Source organism: Mycobacterium sp. NGS24 (assembly GCF_059813065.1).
Genome location: NZ_JCALDW010000018.1, coordinates 13,823 through 32,754 on the forward strand (window position 1 = coordinate 13,823; position 18,932 = coordinate 32,754).

An 18,932-nucleotide genomic window follows, 5' to 3' on the forward strand; every position below is an offset into this window, starting at 1 on the left:
CCATGCGATCGGCTACGGCCAAGCCGAACTCTACGTTGGAACAGATATTTGGTCAATCACGGCGCATCCCCGTCGGTGGAGCGACTCTCGTTGACTGCGCCGCGACCCGACCCTACGGTGGAACAGATATTTGGTCATCGAAAGGTGGTGGTCGCGGGTGGGGAAGGACGCACCAGTAGGTGCGGGGCTGGGCATGCTCGCCTCCGCCCTGGCCGGTCGTCCGGTAGCGGTCGTGGCCCTGCAATCGGGTGCGGCGGCGTGGACCGACGGCCAGACGATCTATCTGGATCCGTCGGACACCGTCCGCCGTCAGCGCGAGATGGTTGCGGTGCAGGCCTCATTGATCGCGGCGGGCAGCCTCCAACCTGAGGTCGTGCGAGCACTGGTCCGGCACCGACGACTGGCCAACCGCTATCTGTCGATCGAAGCACACCGCGCCCTGGTCGCCAACCGCGACCTGTTGCCGACAGCGCTGGCTTCCCTGGGTAATCGCGACATCGCCGATCGCAGCGACTCGCCGGCTGCTTCATTGCGAATCGCCGAAGGACGCACCGTGCTCGACGACCCCGCGCAAGTATTCGGTGTTATCCGCGCCGCTAAGGTGCTGGCCGCGTGCGAGCGGCAGGTGGAAGCCACGGAACAGGCTGGCACCCAACATGTTCCGCGGAGCACGAAGGCGCAGGAGCCGGAGCGGCTCGAGGAGCTGGACGACGACGAGATCGACGATTCCGACGATCCCGACCTGTTCACCAGCCCGGTCGGCGGCGGCGGTTTCATCGGCAAGTGGCTCAAGAAGATGCTGTCGTCCGCACGCAAGACCGGCGGCGGGGGCGGACCGCCCGGCGCGGACGACCCGACGCATCGCACCGACTCCGGAAAGCGCGGGGCGTACGCCGTGTCGTCGCTGGCGTCGACGTCGAGTGAGGACGACCGGATTCATCAGGCGCAGGCCGGCGGTGCGCGATATCCCGAATGGGATGCGGGCAACAAACGCTATCGGCCTGCCTGGTGCACCGTACGCGAGGTCGAACCCACGATCAAGGCCGCCGCCACCCAGGCGATCGACGGCGCGATCTTCGTGCGGCGTCCGCTGTCTCGACTCGGCATGGGTCTGCACCGCCGCCATCGTCAGTCGCAGGGCGACGACATCGACATCGACGCAGCGGTGGAGGCCCGCGTCGAGATACGGGCCGGCTCGGCGCCCGATGAAGCGGTGTACCTGGACAGTCTGCGGCGACGGCGGGACCTGTCGGTGCTGTTGTTGCTTGACGTGTCAGGGTCGACCGCCGAGCCCGGCACGGTGGGGCGCACGGTGCACGAGCAGCAGCGCGCGGCGGTCGCCAACCTGGCCGTTGCGCTGCACGACCTGGGGGACCGGGTGGCGCTCTACGCGTACTACTCGCAAGGGCGGGGTGCGGTGAACATGGTGCCGGTCAAGCGGTTTGATGACCATTTCGACACGCGCGTGATGAGACGGCTCAACAGCCTGGAGCCGGGTGCGTATTCACGGTTGGGCGCGGCGATCCGGCACGGTTCGACGGTGCTGGAGGCGCGCGGCGGCACGGCGCGACGGTTGCTGGTGGTGTTGTCCGACGGCCTGGCCTATGACCACGGCTACGAGCGGCCCTACGGTGCGGCCGACGCGCGCCGCGCATTGTCCGAAGCGCGTCGGCGAGGCACCGGATGCGTGTGTCTGACGATCGGCGCGGGAACTGATGTGCAGTCGTTGCGCCGTGTTTTCGGCAGCACCGCGCACGCGACAATCGCCCGCCCGGATCAGCTCGCCGGAGTGATCGGTCCACTGTTTAGGTCCGCCCTGCGCGCCGCGGAGGTCCAGCATCGCGTGTCATGATCTGTTGTCCCAGAACAGCGTTCGCGTGTTCACGCAAATCGGTACAGCAGCGGCCCTCGCACTTGAAACAAACATCTGTTCCGGCTACGCTGCTACCTACGGCGGGAGAAGGGAAGCCATGGCCAACGAGTCCGGACTCGCTTACCGGAACGGCGCAACCCCTGAGGTGAAGAACTTGCGGCCCTACTACAAGGCGGTCGGCCGGGAGGAGGCCGTGTTCAAAGCGGCGTACCGCCAGGGCCTGGCGCTGGTCCTGAAAGGCCCGACGGGCTGCGGCAAGACCCGGTTCGTCGAAGCGATGGCACACGACCTGGGCCGGCCATTGATCACCGTCGCCTGTCACGACGACCTCACCACTGCCGATCTGGTCGGGCGGTATCTGTTGCGCGGCGACGAGACGGTGTGGGTGGACGGCCCACTGACCCGGGCGGTGCGCGAAGGCGCGATCTGTTATCTGGACGAGGTGGTGGAGGCTCGGCAGGACACCACGGTGGTGTTGCATCCGCTCGCAGACTACCGGCGGCAACTGCCCATCGAGCGGCTGGGCGAAACGCTGGACGCGGCACCCGGATTCGGTCTGGTGGTGTCGTACAACCCCGGCTACCAGAGCGTGCTCAAGGATCTCAAGGACTCGACGCGCCAACGTATGGTCGCCATCGAATTCGATTTCCCCGCACCGGATGTCGAAGAGGGGATCGTGGCGCACGAGGCGGGGGTGGATGCGGACACGGCTGCCGAACTGGTGCGATTCGGACAGGCCATCCGCCGGCTGGAGACCGGTGGACTCCGCGAGGTCGCCTCGACCCGGGTGCTCATCGCAGCCGGCAGGCTGGTGGCGGAGGGGCTGAGCATGCCGGAGGCGGCGCTGGCCGCGATAGCCGGACCGCTGACCGACGACGCGGCAGTGGGCAAGGCCCTGGCCGAGATGATCGAGGTGTACCTCGGCGCTGCCAACGGGGCTGGCAATTGACGCCGCATATCACCGGCGTTAGGGTCTGAACAAATATTAGGTTTGTGACGATTGCGGTCCCACGCAGTCGTCCGGGGAGGTCAGATGTCCTACGAAAGCCAGGCGGAACCGATCAAGGTCGGCTACCTGATGGATTTCAAGCTGCCGCCGGGCTTCCCGGAGGACCTGTTCGCCTCCTTCACCCAGACTTTCGACCTCATCTTCGAAGAGGCCGTCGCCCAGGGCCTGATGGACCGTCCGGTGCAGATGATCTACCGCGAGGTCGAAGGTCTACCCAAAGGTTCGGTGAAAGCGGTGATCGACGCCTACGGCGAACTCGTCGACGAGGGCTGTCTGGTGGTCTTCGGTCCGAACATCACCGACAACTGCGTTCCGTTGCGCGAAGCGATCGAGGAGCGATTCAAGGTTCCGGCCATCAGCGTGACGGGCACCGACGACTGGCTGGGGGAGTGGACCTTCGCGTTCCCCCAGGGCTCGATGACCGACGAGCCCATCTTCCTGGCCGACCTCATCGCGAAACGCGAACTCACCGAGATCGGGGTTCTGGTGGAGCAGAGCCTGATCGGTGAGAGCTACCTGAAGAACCTGCGAAGTGCCTGTCGGCGCAAAGGGATTCGAATCGTCGCCGAGGTGACGGTGGCACAGACCGCCCAGGACATCAACGAGGCGGTGCGAACCCTGCACGAGGCCAAGTCCGAAGCGATCGTGCACCTGGGCTTCGGCTTCGGGATCGTCTTCATCAATCCCGCGTTGCAGGCCGTCGACTGGGACCCGCCCCGCTTCACCACCACCGCCTGGCAGAACGCGTGGGTCAACCCGATCATGTGGAACGCATTCATGGGCTGGACCGGGGTGGACCAGTACGACGAGGCCAACCAGATCGGGCAGGACTTCCTGGACGCCTATGCGCAGAAATACGACGGCAGTCGCCCCGAATTCTGTGTGACCGTGGTGAATCGCGATGTCGCCGCCACCCTGGTGCGGGCGTTCACCGATGCCCACCCGCTGAGTCCACGCGGAGTCAAGGAAGCACTGGAGCGGGTCAAGATGATGCCTGCGGCCTCCGGCGCGCCCGGCACTCGGGTGTCGTTCGGCAAGTGGACCCGTCGGGCGTGGATGGGCGCCGGCTATCTGGTGGCGCGAACCCTGGACGCCGATGGGGTCAACTCGCATTTGGTCGATCGGTTCGGAGAGTGAGGCGCGCCAGCGATGAGTACTGATCAAACCGTTGTGGCAGAACAGAAGTCACCCGCGCCAGCTGAGAAGCGCAAGTGGGGCGGCTGGGTCGCGGGCGCCGCGCTGGCGGCGTTCGCGCTGTTCTTCATCGTCAACTGCCGCACCGCCCTTGATCCGCGGGTGGCCAACCCCAACGTGCAGGGCCGGCCACGCCCCGTCGAATTCATGTTCGGCCTGGACTACATCACCTTCCTGGACAGTGCTACCGCGGTGGCGTTGGTGGTGCTGCTGGTGGTGTTCATCAGGGGATGGCGACGCAATCCGGGCAGTCCGGCGATGCTGATGTTCCTGTGCACCACGCTGATTGTGTGGCAGGACCCGATCATGAACTGGGCGCCGTTCGCGGTCTACAACCCCGACCTCATCCACTGGCCGGAGTCCTGGCCGCTGGTGTCGTTGTCGCCGACGGTGGAGCCGTTCGTCGTCTTCGGTTACGTGATGTTCTATTTCGGCCCGTACTTCCCGGCGGTGTGGATTCTGCGCAAACTGCAGGCCAGGAAAGGGCCCCAGCATTTCGTGTCCAAGCACCCGTTGGTCAGTTTGGGTCTGATCACCTGTGCGATCGGCTTCGTGATGGATGCCTTGCTGGAGAACACCCTTGTGCACTGGGGCATGTACATCTACTCGCAGGTGATTCCGTGGGGATCGGTGTTCACCGGGACCACCTTCCAGTTCCCGCTGATCTGGGAATCGTTCTCGGTGACCTTCGTGATGGTGCCCGCGGCGATCCTCTGCTATCGCGACGACACCGGAAAAGCTGTGGCCGAAAAGCTGGCCGCGAAAGCGAAGCTCTTCCCGAGTAGACCGGTGCTGGGCACCTTCCTGGTCATGTTCGCCATCATCAACGTGTCCTACTTCGCCTACGGCGCTTGGTTCGCCGCCATCAAAGCCAGCGGGTTGGCCACGTCGGTCGCCTGTCCGTGGCCGTACCCGGAAGCCAAAGTGTATGACCCGCAAGGCTTTTACGAGAAGGCCGGTGCCCCGGGACCGTACTCGGTGGGCATCTGGTCGACGTGGGCGAGTGGGATGCCGAACGGACGGCCGCACGTCGACCCGCCGCCGCCGGGTGAGGGCGCGTGCGCCGTCGGGCAAGGCACCGACAAACATGGCTGAGCCGCGCACCGTCGTCATCACCGGGGCGTCCCGTGGGCTGGGATTCGCCTCCGCGGTGCGGTTGTACCGTGAGGGGTGGCGCGTTGTTGCGGCCATGCGATCGCCAGAAGCGGCACTTGCGCTGCTGCGACAGGCCACCGGGGCGACACCGGAGGACGACCGGCTGATCGGGGTGGAGCTCGAGCTCACCGACGCCGCGTCCATTGCGGCGGCTGCAAAGTCGATCGAAGCAGCCGTCGGCGCTCCCTATGCGCTGGTGCACAACGCGGGCATCTCCGCCGCCGGAATGGTGGAAGAGACCGATATGGCGTTGTGGCAGAGGATGTTCGACACCAGCGTCCTGGGACCCGTTGCGCTCACGCAGGCGTTGCTGCCCTCGATGCGCGCCGCCGGACGGGGGCGCATCGTGCTGGTGTCCAGCGCCGCCGGCGTGCGCGGACAGCCTGCCACCGCGCCGTACTCGGCGGCCAAGGGCGCACTGGAGCGTTGGGGTGAAGCCATGGCCTGCGAGGTCGCGCCATTCGGCCTCGGCGTCACCGTCTTGGTGTCCGGCACCTACGACACCGACATCATTACCGACGCAGGCACCATCGACGACCGCGACTTCAGTGGGCCGTACGCCCGGTTGCACACCACGATGGACACCCGCGGGCGCTTTGCGATGAAACTCGCCAGGCCGCCCGAGCGCTTCACCGACGGACTGGTCAAGGCACTGGACGACCGGGTGCCGTTCCGGCGCCGCGGGGTGGGGCCGGATGCGTCAATGTTGTTGGCGTTGAGCAGGATTCTGCCCGCAGCAGGTATGCACCACATGTCGCGGGTCATCCTGGGCATACCGAGACAAGGGGCTATGCAGGACGGGGCATGGCCGTTGACGATCGATCAGCGCGCCATGGTGTTCGCGGCACGGGTGCTGCCGCAGTCGGTACTGCAGCGCCTGGCGGCGCGCCGCCGGGAGGCAAGTGATGGGGAGGATGCGCATGGAACAGCTGTTTGACGATCTGGACGACTTCGGCGCTTTCGACGACGCGATCTCGGGGGATGTCCGCGACCCGTACACCGAACTGGCGAGGCTGCGCCGCGAGGAGCCGGTACAGCGCCTTGAGACGTCGGGGGCGCTGCCGCACGAGGAATCGCTGCCGATGTTCATCGTGTACCGGCACGAGGACATCCAGCAGATGTTGCGCGACAACGAAACCTACTCCTCGGCAGCGGTCATTGCGGCCTTCGGTCCGGTGCTCGGTGACCGGGTGATGCTCGGCATGGACGAGCCGGTCCACGGCCGGCTGCGGTCGCTGGTCTCCAAGGCGTTCTCCCAGAAGTCCCTGGCGCGCTACCAAGACGAATTGGTCGCCCGGGTGGCCAACAGCCTGATCGACGAGTTCGCGCCCAACGGCAGGGCGGATCTGGTCAAGGAGTTCACCTTCGATTACCCCAGCCAGATCATCGCGGGGTTGCTGGGCCTGCCGGAAGAGGACTACCCGCAGTTCCAGCGGTGGTCGATCTCGCTGCTGAGCTGGCTGATGAACCCCGAGCGCGGGCTCGCCGCCGCCGCGGCGCTGTGTGAGTACTTCGCGCCGATTCTCGAGGCTCGGCGCGCCGAGCCGAAGGACGATCTGATCAGTGCCCTCGGCGCGGCCGAGATCGACGGGCAGAAGCTCGCCGACGAGGAGATCTTCTCGTTTCTGCGCCTGTTGCTGCCGGCCGGCGTGGAGACGACATACCGCTCGCTGGGCAGTCTGCTGCTCGCACTGCTGAAAGACCCCGCCCAATTGGAAGCGATCCGCGCGGACCGCTCGCTGCTGCCGCAGGCGATCGAGGAAGGCGTGCGGTGGGAGTCGCCGCTGCTCACCATCACCCGGGTGACCACCCGTGACACCGAATTAGGCGGGGTGGCCATCCCGGCCGGTGCCACGGTGATGCCGATGCTGGGTTCGGCGAACCGGCAGGAAGACCGGTACGACGACCCGGACACGTTCAACATCCACCGCCCTCCCAAGGCGAATCTCGGCTGGGGACACGGCGTCCACGTCTGCCTGGGCATGCACCTGGCCCGGCTGGAGATGCGCACCGCGATCAATCTGCTGCTGGACCGGTTGCCCAACCTGCGGCTGGACCCCGACGCCGACGACCCGCACGTCCGCGGGCAGGTCTTCCGGTCGCCCACCTCGGTTCCGGTGCTGTTCGACCCCCGGTAGCGGACCCCGCAGCGGCCGCAACTTGCCAATCGGCTAGTTTCCGGTAAGGCTCTCCGTAGCCCCTCGTACGAGTCAGAAGAGAGTGACAGGTATGACTGAAACTGTAAAGGTCCGGTTTGAGCCGAAGATGATGATCGACGGCAAGCTCGTCGACGGTCAGGCCGGCACCTTCACCAACATCAACCCCGCCACCGAGGAGCCGCTCGGCGAGGTCGCGGATGCTTCCAAGGAGGACATGCAGCGGGCCATCGACGCCGCCCGCCGGGCGTTCGACGAGACCGACTGGTCGACGAACCGCGAGCTGCGCAAGCGCTGTCTGTTGCAGCTGCACGACGCGATCGAGGAGGAGAAGGAGGAGCTGCGCGAGGAGCTCATCCTCGAGGTCGGCGCGCCCCGGGCGATTACGTTCGGCCCCCAGCTGGACGCCCCGCTGGCCGACGGGCTGAAGTATCCGGCCCGCCTGATCGACGAGTACGCGTGGGAGACCGACCTGGGTGACCGGGTGATCAGCCTGACCGGCACGAACACCACCATCAAAGTCTGGCGGGAGCCGGTGGGCGTGGTCGGCGCGATCGTGCCGTGGAACTTCCCGTTCGAAGTGACCGTCAACAAGCTCGGCCAGGCGCTGGGCGCCGGCAACACCGTGGTGCTCAAACCGGCGCCCAATACGCCGTTCAACGCCACCCGGCTGGGCCGGCTGATCGCCGAGAAGACGGACATCCCGGCCGGCGTCGTGAACGTCGTCACCGCATCGGATCACCTTGTCGGCGAAGAACTTACGTTGTCGCCCAAGGTCGACCTGATCTCCTTCACCGGTTCGACGGTGGTCGGCAAACGGATCATGGAGAAGGGTGCCGCCACCATGAAGCGGCTGTTCCTCGAGTTGGGCGGCAAGTCGGCCACCATCGTGCTGGAGGACGCCGACTTCGGGATGGCCTGCGCGATCGGCATCGCGCCGTGCATGCACGCCGGGCAGGGCTGTGCCAACCCGACCCGGATGCTATTGCCGCGATCCCGCTACGAGGAGGGGGTGGCGATCCTGAAGAGCATCTACGAGAACGTCACCTGCGGTGACCCGCAGGACCCCGGCACCTTGTGCGGCCCGGTGATCTCGCAGGTGCAGCGCGACCGCGTCATGGGCTACATCCGCAAGGGTGTCGAAGAAGGGGCCACCGCGCTGGTCGGCGGACCGGATGCCGAGACCGGCTTCGACAAGGGATTCTTCGTCCGCCCAACGCTTTTCACCGACGTCGACAACTCGATGACGATTGCCCAGGAGGAGATCTTCGGCCCGGTGCTCTCGGTCATCCCCTTCGACGACGAGGAAGACGCGATCCGCATCGCCAACGACAGCAAGTACGGGTTGGCCGGCAACGTGATGTCCGGATCGCTGGATCGCTCGCTGGCCGTCGCGCGCCGGATCAAGGCCGGTTTCATGGGAGTCAACGGCGGCGCTCCGTATGCGGCCGACGCCCCGTTCGGCGGATACAAGGACAGCGGGGTGGGTCGTCAGAACGGCGTCGTCGGATTCGACCAGTACACCGAGGTCAAGACGGTGGGGTACCCCGCGGGCTGAGCCGGCGGGCTCAGCGAAGCTGGGTCGTCTCCAGGATTGTGCGCGCGACGAGGTCGGGATCGTCGAGCATCGCGACGTGACCGACATCGGGCAGGATCCGGTATTGGGCCTGCGGGAACAACTTTCGCGCGCGCGCACCGTTGACGGCGGGCGGGAAGATCCGGTCGCGTGCCGCCCAGGCCAGCACGACCGGGCAAGGCAGCGGGTGCATCGGTTCCAGTTGTTCGTCGCTGCTGAGGAGGTCAGTGCGGGCAGTGCAGCCGAGCAGGTCGTCGGCGAGGTCGACGAATTCTTCCGGAGTCAGACGGTTGCCGTGAACAACGTTGTCTCGCAGGGCAATTCGCCGTACGAGCGGGACTCGTGCCGCGACCGGGAGCACCTGCCTGGTGTGCTCGGTGAGCCAGACGACGCGCCGCAGCGCGGTGGTGGCGTGCTGCTGGTCGCCGGTGCCCGTCGTCCAGCAACCGGCCGGCGACAGCGCGCACACCGTTCGTGCGCGGTGCCGGCGGGCGAGTTCGAGCGCCACCCATCCGCCCATCGAATTGCCCGCCAGATGTGGACGGTCGAGCCCGAGTTCGTCGAGTGCCCGTTCGGCGTCGTCGACGACGTCAGCGATCCGGACGGGTCTGGCCGTCGGGTTGCGGCCACCCCGGTGACCGAGTGCGGTCAACGCGATCGCCTCGTGTTGCTGCGCCAATAACGGCACCACCCGCCGCCACATCAACTCGCTGCCGGTCACGCCGTGCAACAGCACGACCGGCTCACCCGATCCGTGTCGAATCAACGGTCCGAGGCGTGCGGGACGTCGGTGCGGTCTGCCCAGCCTTGCGGGAGTTCGGCGGGCGCCCGGTCAATCACTGACTCGTCGTCAGTACCGACCTGCTCGAACAGGGTGATGTAGGCGAATTCGGGTACGACGAAGATCGGGTAGGTCGGTCCTTGATCGCGGTACGCGTGCATCTCGTCGAGATGGTCATTCTGGTAACCCACCGTGCGTTCGCCGTGTTGACGGATCCACTGCGGGAAGAAGATGACGCCGTGCAGTCGCCGCTTGCCGGGCATGACGTTGACGGCCACGCTGGTGCCGGTGGGTTCGGTCCACGAGATCTTGAAGCTGTCGGAGTCCAGTTGCACCAGGTCGACCTGTTGGCCTTTGACCCAGCGGCCACCGACGTGTCCGGTGTGGATCCGGTAGTCGATGGTGTGCTGATTCTTCACGTACATCTCGTACTGCCAACCGTTGGCGTAGGTGTAGATGAACCGGCAGCCCAGGATTCCGGAAAGGTCCTGCGCGGGAACAGGATTGGCCACGGATGGCATGGTGGGACTCCGTTTCGTCGAGGACGCGTCAGGTCTGGACCGACACGCCCCCGAATCTACCGCCGCCCAGCCCGAGTCCAGGACGGACCGCTACTCGGCCGGCAGCGGCCGTTTCAACGTGCACACGATGCTCCACTCCAGCAGGCGGTCCCCGCCCTTGTCGTAGTCCTTGAAGTGGTGGGCCACCTGGGTGCGTTGCACCGAGGAGCCGACGATCTCCCATCCCTGCGCACCCAGCGCGTTCGCGGCGTGCCGTGCCTCTTCGATCACCGCTTCCAGCGACTCATTTTTATGCGAGATGAACGAGCTTTCCCACCGGGACACGGGTGCGGGAGTGGTCATGTGGCGGCACCCTACTTCGCCGGCCCTGCACGAAGTGAACGAAACGTGACCGACGCTCAACGCGCGGACGAAGACCTGGTCTCGTCGACCGCCGGCCTACTGTGCGCTCCTCGGCGTGACCGCCGTCACCAACACCCGCTAAACCCACCCCGCCACCGGACCGTGCAGCGTGCTGGTCGACAATCGAAGAAATAACACGTGTCAAAGGAGACATACCCATGGCTGAAGCAGTCATCGTCGAAGCAGTACGTTCCCCGGTCGGCAAGCGCAACGGGGGGTTGTCCGGGGTGCACCCGGCCGAACTGTCCGCGCAGGTCCTCAACGGTCTGGTCAACAAGGCAGGCCTGGACCCCGAACTGGTTGACGACGTCATCTGGGGCTGCGTCATGCAGGCCGGCGAGCAGGCCCTCGACATCGGCCGGACCGCTCTGCTGACCGCGGGCTGGCCGGAGACCGTGCCGGGGGTGACCGTGGACCGCCAGTGCGGATCGAGCCAGCAGTCGGTGCACTTCGCCGCAGCCGGCGTGGTGGCCGGCCACTACGACGTGGTGGTCGCCGGCGGTGTCGAGTCGATGTCGCGCACCCCGATGGGCGCCTCGCTGGCCAACGGCGGACGTCCCTACCCCGAGGGATTCCTGGGCCGCTATAACGGCCAGATCCCCAACCAGGGCATCGGCGCGGAGATGATCGCCGAGCAGTGGGGTCTGTCGCGGCAGACCCTCGACCAGTTCTCTCTCGACTCACACGAAAAGGCCGCGGCCGCACAGGATTCCGGTGCCTTCGACGACCAGATCGTGGGCATCAAGGACAGTGAGGGGAACGTCGTCCTCAAAGACGAGGGCATTCGCCGCGGCACCCCGATGGAGAAGATGGCGTCACTGAAGCCGGCCTTCAAAGAGGACGGCGTCATCCACGCCGGCAACTCCTCGCAGATCTCCGACGGCTCGGCGGCCCTGCTGTTCATGTCCGCCGAGAAGGCCAAGGAACTGGGCATGAAGCCGATCGCCCGGGTGCACACCGCCACGCTGGCCGGTGCCGACCCGGTGATCATGCTGACCGCGCCCATCCCGGCCACCCAGAAGGTGCTCAAGCGCTCCGGGTTGTCCATCGGCGACATCGGCGCATACGAGGTCAACGAGGCGTTCGCGCCGGTACCGCTGGCCTGGCTGAAGGACATCGGCGCCGACGAGACCAAGCTCAACCCCAACGGCGGCGCGATCGCGCTGGGCCACCCGCTGGGCGGCTCCGGCGCCCGGATCATGACCACGCTGCTGTATCACATGCGGGACAACGGGATTCGTTACGGACTGCAGACGATGTGTGAGGGCGGCGGGCAGGCCAACGCCACGATCCTCGAGCTGCTGTGACGGACGTGCCGGGCGCTCTCACCGAGCGCCGCGGCAATGTCCTGATCATCACGATCAACCGGCCCGAGGCGCGGAACGCGATCAACGCCTCGGTCAGCATTGCCGTCGGTGACGCGCTGGAGCAGGCACAGCACGATCCCGCGGTGCGGGCGGTGGTGATCACCGGGGCGGGGGACAAGTCGTTCTGCGCCGGTGCAGATCTCAAGGCCATCGCGCGTCGGGAAAACCTGTACCACCCCGATCACCCGGAATATGGCTTTGCCGGCTACGTCCACCATTTCATCGACAAGCCGACCATCGCCGCGGTCAACGGCACAGCGCTCGGTGGTGGCACCGAGTTGGCGCTGGCCAGTGACCTCGTGGTGGCCGACGAGCGCGCCCAGTTCGGGCTGCCCGAGGTCAAGCGCGGGCTGATCGCCGCGGCGGGCGGGGTGTTCCGGATCATGGACCACCTGCCGCGCAAGGTGGCGATGGAACTGCTGATGACCGGGGAGCCGCTGAGCGCGGCGGATGCATTGCGGTGGGGTCTGATCAACGAGGTGGTCGGTGAAGGTTCGGTGTTGGACGCTGCGCTGGCGCTGGCCGGGCGCGTCACCGCCAATGCGCCGCTATCGGTGCAGGCCAGCAAACGCATCGCCTACGGCGTGGACGACGGCGTCATCACCGGGGACGAACCCGGCTGGGACCGCACCGTGCGGGAGATGAAGACGCTGATCCGCTCCGAGGACGCCAAGGAAGGGCCGTTGGCGTTCGCGGAGAAACGGGAGCCGGTTTGGCAGGCGCGCTAGGGGCGGACAGATCCTGATCAGTTGCACTCGGGAAGTATGCGGAAGTCCCGGCATTGATTGTGACATCAGGGCATTGCGAGTGAGTCCAGGGTGGGATTTCGTCGATTTTTCCACCGTAGTTGCACCGGCAATGCCAAGATTTCACGTGCGATAGAGAAGCGCAGAGACCACGCGTCGGGGACCGGCGCTCAGGATGCCAATGTGTTGACGCCCCAACGGAATAACGGTGGAACCAGCGTGCAGGCCGGCACGATCGCGCGTCGGGCCGGCCACGGTGTGCTGGCCAGCACCAGACCCCGGGTGAGCCAGCGGTAGTCGCGGGTGACGCGGTGCCAGGCGCGTTCGTAGGAGGCCGGTGCGTCCTCGACGATCGCGCGTACCGCCTCGGCGGCCTGCTTGACCGCCAGGCTGATGCCCTCGCCGGTCAGCGCGTCCTCGTAGCCGGCAGCGTCGCCGACCAGCAACACCCGCCCGGACACCCGCCGCGACACCACCTGCCGCAGCGGCCCGCACCCCCGGGCCGGTCCGCGCACGGCATCACGCAGGCGCGGGGCCAACGTCGGGAACCAGTCGATGTCGGGCCGCTGCCGGGACAGGATGGCCACTCCGACCAGATCCGGTTCCACCGGCGTGACGTAGGCCTCACCCCACCGCGACCAGTGCACCTCGACGAACTCCGACCAGGGCGCCACCCGGTAATGCCAGCGCAGGCCATGGCGGCGCGGGGTGCCCGTCGTCGCCGCGATGCCGACGGCGCGGCGCACCGCTGAATGCAGCCCGTCGGCGCCGACCAGCCACTTGGCGCGCACCCCGGCGGCGCTCACCCCGTGTGCGTCCTGCTGCACAGAGCTGACCTTCGTCCGAATCCATTCGGCGTCTTGCTCTTTGGCGCGCGCCGCCAGCGAGGCGTGCAGTGTGGTGCGACGCACCCCGCGCCCCGGACCGGTGCGGAAATGCGCTTCCGCGCGGCGGCGCTCGGTGACGTAGGCGATGCCGTGGAACGGCAGGCCGGCCGGGTCGACGCCCAGCGAGGTCAATTCGGCCAGGCCGCCGGGCATCAGGCCCTCGCCGCACGCCTTGTCGATCGGGCCCTCCCGCGGTTCGGCCACGATCACCGAAAGCCCCTGCGCCCGTGCGTGTAACGCGGTGGCCAGACCGCCCGGACCGCCGCCCACGACCAGCAGATCCGCGTCGTAGCCTGTCACGTGTAACCCAGGGCCGCGTTCTCGACCCGCACCCGGACCACCAGCAGGGCGGCATTGACCAGCGTGAAACACAACGCGGTCAACCACGCGGTGTGCACCAGCGGCAGCGCGACTCCTTCGGCGACGACGGCAACGTAATTCGGGTGATTCATCAACCGGTACGGGCCGCGCTTCACCAGCTGCGCATGCGGCAGCACGATCACCCGGGTGTTCCAGCGTTTGCCCAGCGACTTGATGCACCACCAGCGCAGACCCTGGCACAGCGCCACCACCACCACCATCGGCCAGCCGAGCCACGGGATGAACGGCCGGTGCAGCGCCCACGGTTCGACCAGGCAGCCGATCAGCAGCGCGGTGTGCACGGCCACCATGACCAGGTAGTGGCCGCGACCGAATTCCTTGGCGCCCTGGACGAAAGACCACTTCGCGTTGCGCTGCGAAACCAGCAGTTCGGCAAGGCGTTCCAGCACGACCGCCAGGATCAGCAGTTGATACACGGCTCTACCATCGCTTCACCAGGCCGGGCACCGATTCCGGGTCGACGGGCGATGCCGCCGCCACTGTCGTCCCGATCGAATGCCACCAAGCTATCTTTGCGCTGCCTGGTCCGGGAACCTAACTCGGCCCCCGGTATCGACTGGGTGATCAGGGTCACGATGCCGGGCCGGTCCGGGTCCAAACGACGTCCTGACCTGCGTCGATTTGCGACGGCTCGTGGCGGGGTACGTAACAACGGGGACTTTCGGGGCGACGAGATCGCCGACATTCGACGGATAGGTAGACAACATGCGGATTCTGGTGACCGGAGCCACCGGATATGTGGGCTCGCGCCTGATCACGGCGTTGCTGGCTGAGGGGCACGAGGTGCTGGCAGCCACCCGGAATCCGGAACGGCTCAAGCAGTTCGGCTGGTTCGAGCAGGTCATTCCGGTCAAGCTGGAGGCCAGTGACCCCACGGCAGCGCGCGCCGCCTTCGTCAGCGGTACCGAAGCGTCCGGCGTCATCGACGCGGTGTACTACCTGATCCACGGAATCGGACAGGCCAACTTCCGGGACGCCGACAACATCTCGGCCGCCAACGTAGCCGCCGCGGCCAAGGAGGCGGGCGTACGCCGCATCATCTACCTGGGTGGGTTCGTGCCTGAGGACGAGGCGCTGTCGGAACACCTCAGTAGCCGTGCGGAGGTGGCCGCGGCCCTGATGGTCGACGGCGGGCCGGAGTTGGTGTGGTTGGGTGCCGCGATGATCATCGGCGCGGGTTCCACGTCGTTCGAGATCCTGCGCTACGTCGCCGACCGGTTTCCGTTCCTGCCGCTGCCGGCGTGGATGTACAACCCGATGGACCCCATCTCCATCCGCGACGTGCTGCACTATCTGGTCGCCGCGGCCGACCCGGCGCAGGTGCCGGCCGGCGCCTACGACATCGCCGGCCCGGAGACCACGTCCTACCGCGAAATGCTGAAGAAGTACGCCCGTATCTCGGGTCGCTGGCACGCCGGTGTGCGGATACCCGGTGTCGACACCTCGGTGGCGTCGTTGTTCACCGCGGTGGCGTTGCCGGTACCCAAGGGCCTGGCCGGCGACCTGGTGGAGTCGCTGGATCACCCGATGCGAGCCTCGGCCAGCGTGCTCAGCGACCACGTCCCCGACCCGCCCGGCGGTCTGCTGTCCGCCGACCAGGCGATCGCGCTGGCGCTCTCCGGCCACACCTTCGCCCCGCCGCGCCCGGTCAACGCGCTGGCCGATCCACATCACCTCGCCGACACAGATCCGGTGTGGGCAGGCGGCGACGCGTTTCGCATCCGGCAGTTGGCCGGGTCGGTGACACCGCCGCTGGTGCGGCCTACGCTGCGTTTGGTGAACAGCGTTCCCGGCCCGCTAGCCGGTGCGCTGCGCACCTACCTGGACATCCTGCTCGCCCTGACCCCGAAGGTCCGCCCTGCATGACACAGACCGCCCAAGCCGCCTGTCCGCGCCGCGCCTCCGCGTTCGAAGAGTTCCGCAACGCGATCTTCAAAGTGGCGGTGCCGCACCACGAGCCGCCCGCCGTCGTGTTGCGACGGCGGATCGTTGTCGGCATCACGTTGGTCGCCGGTGCGGTGGTGCTCGGGTTTTCGCTGCGCAGCAAGCCCGGCGACCCGGCCTTCTATTGGCTGACGCTGACGCTGGCCGCGGTCTGGTTCGCCGGCGCCTTCGTCTCCGGCCCGCTGCATCTGGGCGGGATTTGTTGGCGCGGACGCAACCAGCGCCCGGTGATCACCGGCACGTCGGTGGGGCTGCTGCTCGGCGGCGCCTTCGTGGTGGGCGCGCTGATCGTCCGCGAGATAACTCCGGTGGCCGCCCTGATCACCCGGGTGCTGCAGTACGCCAACCAGGGGTCGTTCCTGCTGGTTGTGCTGATCACCCTGGTCAACGGGGTGGCCGAGGAAACGTTCTTCCGCGGCGCGCTCTACACCGCGCTGGGCCGGCACCATCCGCTGGTGATCTCGACCGTGCTGTACGTGCTGGCCACCATGGCCGCCGGAAACTTCATGCTGGGCTTCGCCGGGATCATCCTCGGCACGGTCAGCGCGCTGCTGCGCCGGGCCACCGGCGGCATCCTGGCCTCGATGCTGACGCACTTCTTCTGGGGTCTGATCATGGTGCTTGTACTGCCTCCCCTGTTTGGGGTTTGACGACAGTCAGGTGCCTGACCACCGTCAGGCGGCTCTGCACGTCGCGCAGTAGCGCCCGCAGCGCCGCCCGGCGCGCCGGGCGCACCGCGAACCAGTAGACCCGGCCGGGAATGCCGATCGGGATGAATGCCGCGCGCTGGGTATACACGCTGCCGCTGCCGTTGCGGGGCTCGACCGTCAGTTCCAGCCAGTCCCGTCCGGGTGCGCGCCTGGTACCGCGCAACCGCACGGTGCGACCGGGTCCGCGCACCGCGACCTGCCAGCCTCGGTCGACGGCGGCGAGCTCGGCGGCGCGGCGGACGTCGTCGGGTTGCGCGGCGGTCGCCAGGGTCTGGACATCGGTGTAGGAGATCTCGCCCGCCCAGTCCGGGTCGCCGGGAAGCGGGTCGGCCGGCTCGGACGACAGCGAATCCCAGTCCGCTTCGGTCAGGCCGCGGGCAGCGCGGCCCAGCGCGAGTTCGACGGCCCGGCGGTAGCCGATCAGACCGTCGGGCGGCGGTTCGATGATGGAGTCCACGTCGGAGTTGCGCATCACCGCGTCACACTCCAGGGATTCGATCAGGGGCCGCGCCAACGTGGACGGGATCGGAGTCACGGTGCCCACCCAGAGGCTGGCGATGCCCGGCGTCAGGAACGGCAGCACGATCAGGCGCCGGGTGTGCAGGCCGGCGACTTCGGCGTAGGTGCGCATCATGTCGCCGTATTCCAGGACGTCGGGCCCACCGATGTCCCATGTCCGGGATTCCGGCACCGCCGCCGTCGCCGCTTCGACCAGGTAATGCAGCGCGTCGCGCACCGCGATCGGCTGGATCTTGTTATGCACCCACTTCGGGGTGGTCATCACCGGCAACCGGTCGGTGAGATGCCGGATCATCTCGAAGGACGCGGACCCGGATCCGATCACCACGCCGGCCTGCAGCACCACCGTCTCGATGCCGGACTCGATCAGGTGATCGCCCACCGCTTTGCGCGACTCGAGATGCGGTGACAGGTCGGCGTTCTCCGGGTGCAGGCCGCCCAGATACACGATGCGCCGGACGCCGGTGCGCTGCGCCGCGGTCACCACGTTGCGGACCGCACGGTCCTCCTCGGCGGCGAAGTCTTTCGACCCGCCCATGGAGTGGACCAGGTAGTAGACCACGTCGACGTCGTCGAACGCTTCGATCAGCGAGTCCACGTCGCTGAGGTCGCCCTTGGCCACCTCGGCCCGGTCCCGCCAGGGCACGTCCTCCAGCTTCTTCGGAGTGCGGGCCAACGCCCGCACCCGGTGGCCCTCGTCGAGCAATTTCGGAACCAGCCGGGCACCGATATATCCGGTCGCCCCGGTCACCAGGCAGCGAATTTGATCAGTCGTCACGGCAGTGATTCGGAGCCGACAGCGGCGTGGACGGGTCGGTGATCGCTAGGAATCGCTGAAGTTGGCGGAGCGGCGCTCCTGGAAAGCCCGGGTGCCCTCTTTGAAATCGGGCGCCTGCAGCAGGCCGGACTGCCCCTCAAATTCCCGCTCCAGGGCGGCGTCCAGTTCGGTCAGCGTCGCTGCGTTGATCGCCGTCTTGGTCTTGGCGAACGCCACCGCCGGGCCTTCGACCAACCGGGTGATCACCTTGTCCACTTCGGCGTCGAACTGCTCGGCCGGATAGACCTCCGTCACCAACCCCCACTGCAGTGCCTCGGCGGCGCTCAACCGCTCGGGCAACAGTGCCATCCGCATCGCGCGCACCCGGCCGATCGCGGCCGCGATCAGGGCCGACGCGCCGCCGTCGGGCATCAACCCGATCTTGGTGAACGCCAGCATGAAAAACGCCTGCTCCGACGCCAAGACGACGTCGCAGGACAGTGCGATGGACACGCCGACGCCGGCCGCCGGGCCCTGCACGACGGCTACCACCGGGTGCGGCAGCGTGGTGATGGCCCGGATCAGCCGGTTGATCTCCAGGATGATCTCGTCCGGGGCACCCCACCGCTGCCGGACATGTCGTCGGCGCTGATCCCGGCGCCGGAGCTGAAACCGCGCCCCGCGCCGCCCAGTCGCACCACCCGGACCGCCGGATCGGTGGCGGCGGACTCCATGGCGTCGGCCAGGCCGGTGATCACCGGGGTGACCAGCGAGTTGAGGCTGTCCGGCCGGTTAATGGTCACCGACAGCACGCCGTCGGTGAGCTGGACGTCGAGGCCGTCGACGGGCGCAAGGGTGGCGATTGCAGATGCGGGCATGAGGCCCAGATTAAGTGACCGGGCTGCATCGCCGTCGACCACGGCTGCGAATATGTGATCAACCGGTTGTTAGGCA

At 67.2% G+C, this 18,932-nt stretch carries 17 protein-coding genes and 1 pseudogene; 11 read left to right on the forward strand and 7 right to left on the reverse strand.

The annotated features are described in order from the left end of the window. Positions 1 to 193: 193 nt before the first annotated feature. The 7 genes from AC5Y6Y_RS20065 (at position 194) to AC5Y6Y_RS20095 (ending at position 8,945) form a co-directional block, all read left to right on the forward strand. On the forward strand, positions 194 to 1,852 hold the full coding sequence (locus tag AC5Y6Y_RS20065; RefSeq protein WP_499930198.1) for a nitric oxide reductase activation protein NorD: 1,659 nt from the start codon (positions 194 to 196) through the stop codon (positions 1,850 to 1,852). A gap of 118 nt (positions 1,853 to 1,970) precedes the next feature. Further along, positions 1,971 to 2,822, forward strand: coding sequence for a CbbQ/NirQ/NorQ/GpvN family protein (locus tag AC5Y6Y_RS20070; protein ID WP_463826784.1), 852 nt, complete (start codon positions 1,971 to 1,973; stop codon positions 2,820 to 2,822). A gap of 84 nt (positions 2,823 to 2,906) precedes the next feature. Beyond that, positions 2,907 to 4,019 (forward strand): ABC transporter substrate-binding protein, encoded by a 1,113-nt coding sequence (locus AC5Y6Y_RS20075; RefSeq protein ID WP_463826783.1) that lies wholly within the window; start codon positions 2,907 to 2,909, stop codon positions 4,017 to 4,019. 12 nt (positions 4,020 to 4,031) lie between these two features. Next, positions 4,032 to 5,171, forward strand: coding sequence for a spirocyclase AveC family protein (locus AC5Y6Y_RS20080; protein ID WP_499930159.1), 1,140 nt, complete (start codon positions 4,032 to 4,034; stop codon positions 5,169 to 5,171). Beyond that, entirely contained in the window at positions 5,164 to 6,168 is a 1,005-nt protein-coding gene (locus AC5Y6Y_RS20085) for an SDR family oxidoreductase (protein WP_499930160.1), read from the forward strand. Before AC5Y6Y_RS20080 ends, AC5Y6Y_RS20085 begins: the two co-directional genes overlap by 8 nt. Then, entirely contained in the window at positions 6,152 to 7,369 is a 1,218-nt protein-coding gene (locus tag AC5Y6Y_RS20090; protein ID WP_463826780.1) for a cytochrome P450, read from the forward strand. Before AC5Y6Y_RS20085 ends, AC5Y6Y_RS20090 begins: the two co-directional genes overlap by 17 nt. 91 nt (positions 7,370 to 7,460) lie before the next feature. Beyond that, complete coding sequence (locus AC5Y6Y_RS20095) at positions 7,461 to 8,945, forward strand: aldehyde dehydrogenase family protein (protein WP_463826779.1); 1,485 nt, start codon at positions 7,461 to 7,463, stop codon at positions 8,943 to 8,945. Positions 8,946 to 8,955: 10 nt separating this feature from the next. Here the strand turns inward: AC5Y6Y_RS20095 and AC5Y6Y_RS20100 are convergent, their stop codons facing one another. From AC5Y6Y_RS20100 to AC5Y6Y_RS20110, 3 genes are all read right to left on the reverse strand, one after another. Continuing rightward, the gene (locus tag AC5Y6Y_RS20100) at positions 8,956 to 9,699 is read right to left on the reverse strand and encodes an alpha/beta fold hydrolase (RefSeq protein ID WP_499926770.1); all 744 of its coding nucleotides are present in this window, start codon (positions 9,697 to 9,699) and stop codon (positions 8,956 to 8,958) included. Positions 9,700 to 9,725: 26 nt separating this feature from the next. After that, on the reverse strand, positions 9,726 to 10,265 hold the full coding sequence (locus tag AC5Y6Y_RS20105; protein WP_499930161.1) for a phenolic acid decarboxylase: 540 nt from the start codon (positions 10,263 to 10,265) through the stop codon (positions 9,726 to 9,728). A gap of 90 nt (positions 10,266 to 10,355) precedes the next feature. Then, the gene (locus AC5Y6Y_RS20110) at positions 10,356 to 10,607 is read right to left on the reverse strand and encodes a hypothetical protein (protein WP_463826776.1); all 252 of its coding nucleotides are present in this window, start codon (positions 10,605 to 10,607) and stop codon (positions 10,356 to 10,358) included. A gap of 218 nt (positions 10,608 to 10,825) precedes the next feature. Between AC5Y6Y_RS20110 and AC5Y6Y_RS20115 the strand changes: the two genes are divergently transcribed. Together AC5Y6Y_RS20115 and AC5Y6Y_RS20120 are read left to right on the forward strand one after the other, a co-directional pair. After that, on the forward strand, positions 10,826 to 11,974 hold the full coding sequence (locus AC5Y6Y_RS20115) for a thiolase family protein (protein WP_463826775.1): 1,149 nt from the start codon (positions 10,826 to 10,828) through the stop codon (positions 11,972 to 11,974). Then, a complete protein-coding gene (locus AC5Y6Y_RS20120; protein WP_463826774.1) occupies positions 11,971 to 12,762 on the forward strand; it encodes a crotonase/enoyl-CoA hydratase family protein in 792 nt (263 codons plus the stop codon). Before AC5Y6Y_RS20115 ends, AC5Y6Y_RS20120 begins: the two co-directional genes overlap by 4 nt. Positions 12,763 to 12,950: 188 nt before the next feature. On the opposite strand, the gene AC5Y6Y_RS20125 is transcribed toward AC5Y6Y_RS20120, so the two are convergent. Then, the gene (locus tag AC5Y6Y_RS20125; RefSeq protein ID WP_499926774.1) at positions 12,951 to 13,967 is read right to left on the reverse strand and encodes an NAD(P)/FAD-dependent oxidoreductase; all 1,017 of its coding nucleotides are present in this window, start codon (positions 13,965 to 13,967) and stop codon (positions 12,951 to 12,953) included. Beyond that, complete coding sequence (locus tag AC5Y6Y_RS20130; RefSeq protein WP_463826772.1) at positions 13,964 to 14,464, reverse strand: isoprenylcysteine carboxyl methyltransferase family protein; 501 nt, start codon at positions 14,462 to 14,464, stop codon at positions 13,964 to 13,966. Before AC5Y6Y_RS20130 ends, AC5Y6Y_RS20125 begins: the two co-directional genes overlap by 4 nt. 289 nt (positions 14,465 to 14,753) lie before the next feature. Here AC5Y6Y_RS20130 and AC5Y6Y_RS20135 point away from each other — a divergent pair, with 289 nt between their 5' ends. Further along, on the forward strand, positions 14,754 to 15,914 hold the full coding sequence (locus AC5Y6Y_RS20135) for an NAD(P)H-binding protein (RefSeq protein ID WP_499930162.1): 1,161 nt from the start codon (positions 14,754 to 14,756) through the stop codon (positions 15,912 to 15,914). Continuing rightward, positions 15,911 to 16,642, forward strand: a complete 732-nt coding sequence (locus AC5Y6Y_RS20140) for a CPBP family intramembrane glutamic endopeptidase (RefSeq protein ID WP_463826770.1) — start codon at positions 15,911 to 15,913, stop codon at positions 16,640 to 16,642. The genes AC5Y6Y_RS20135 and AC5Y6Y_RS20140 overlap by 4 nt, the downstream gene beginning before the upstream one ends. On the opposite strand, the gene AC5Y6Y_RS20145 is transcribed toward AC5Y6Y_RS20140, so the two are convergent. Both AC5Y6Y_RS20145 and AC5Y6Y_RS20150 read right to left on the reverse strand, forming a co-directional pair. Beyond that, a complete protein-coding gene (locus AC5Y6Y_RS20145) occupies positions 16,605 to 17,999 on the reverse strand; it encodes a DUF2867 domain-containing protein (protein WP_499930163.1) in 1,395 nt (464 codons plus the stop codon). The two genes, AC5Y6Y_RS20140 and AC5Y6Y_RS20145, sit on opposite strands and share 38 nt — an antisense overlap. 45 nt (positions 18,000 to 18,044) lie before the next feature. Beyond that, positions 18,045 to 18,856 (reverse strand): annotated as a pseudogene (locus tag AC5Y6Y_RS20150) (enoyl-CoA hydratase). Positions 18,857 to 18,932: the final 76 nt, after the last annotated feature.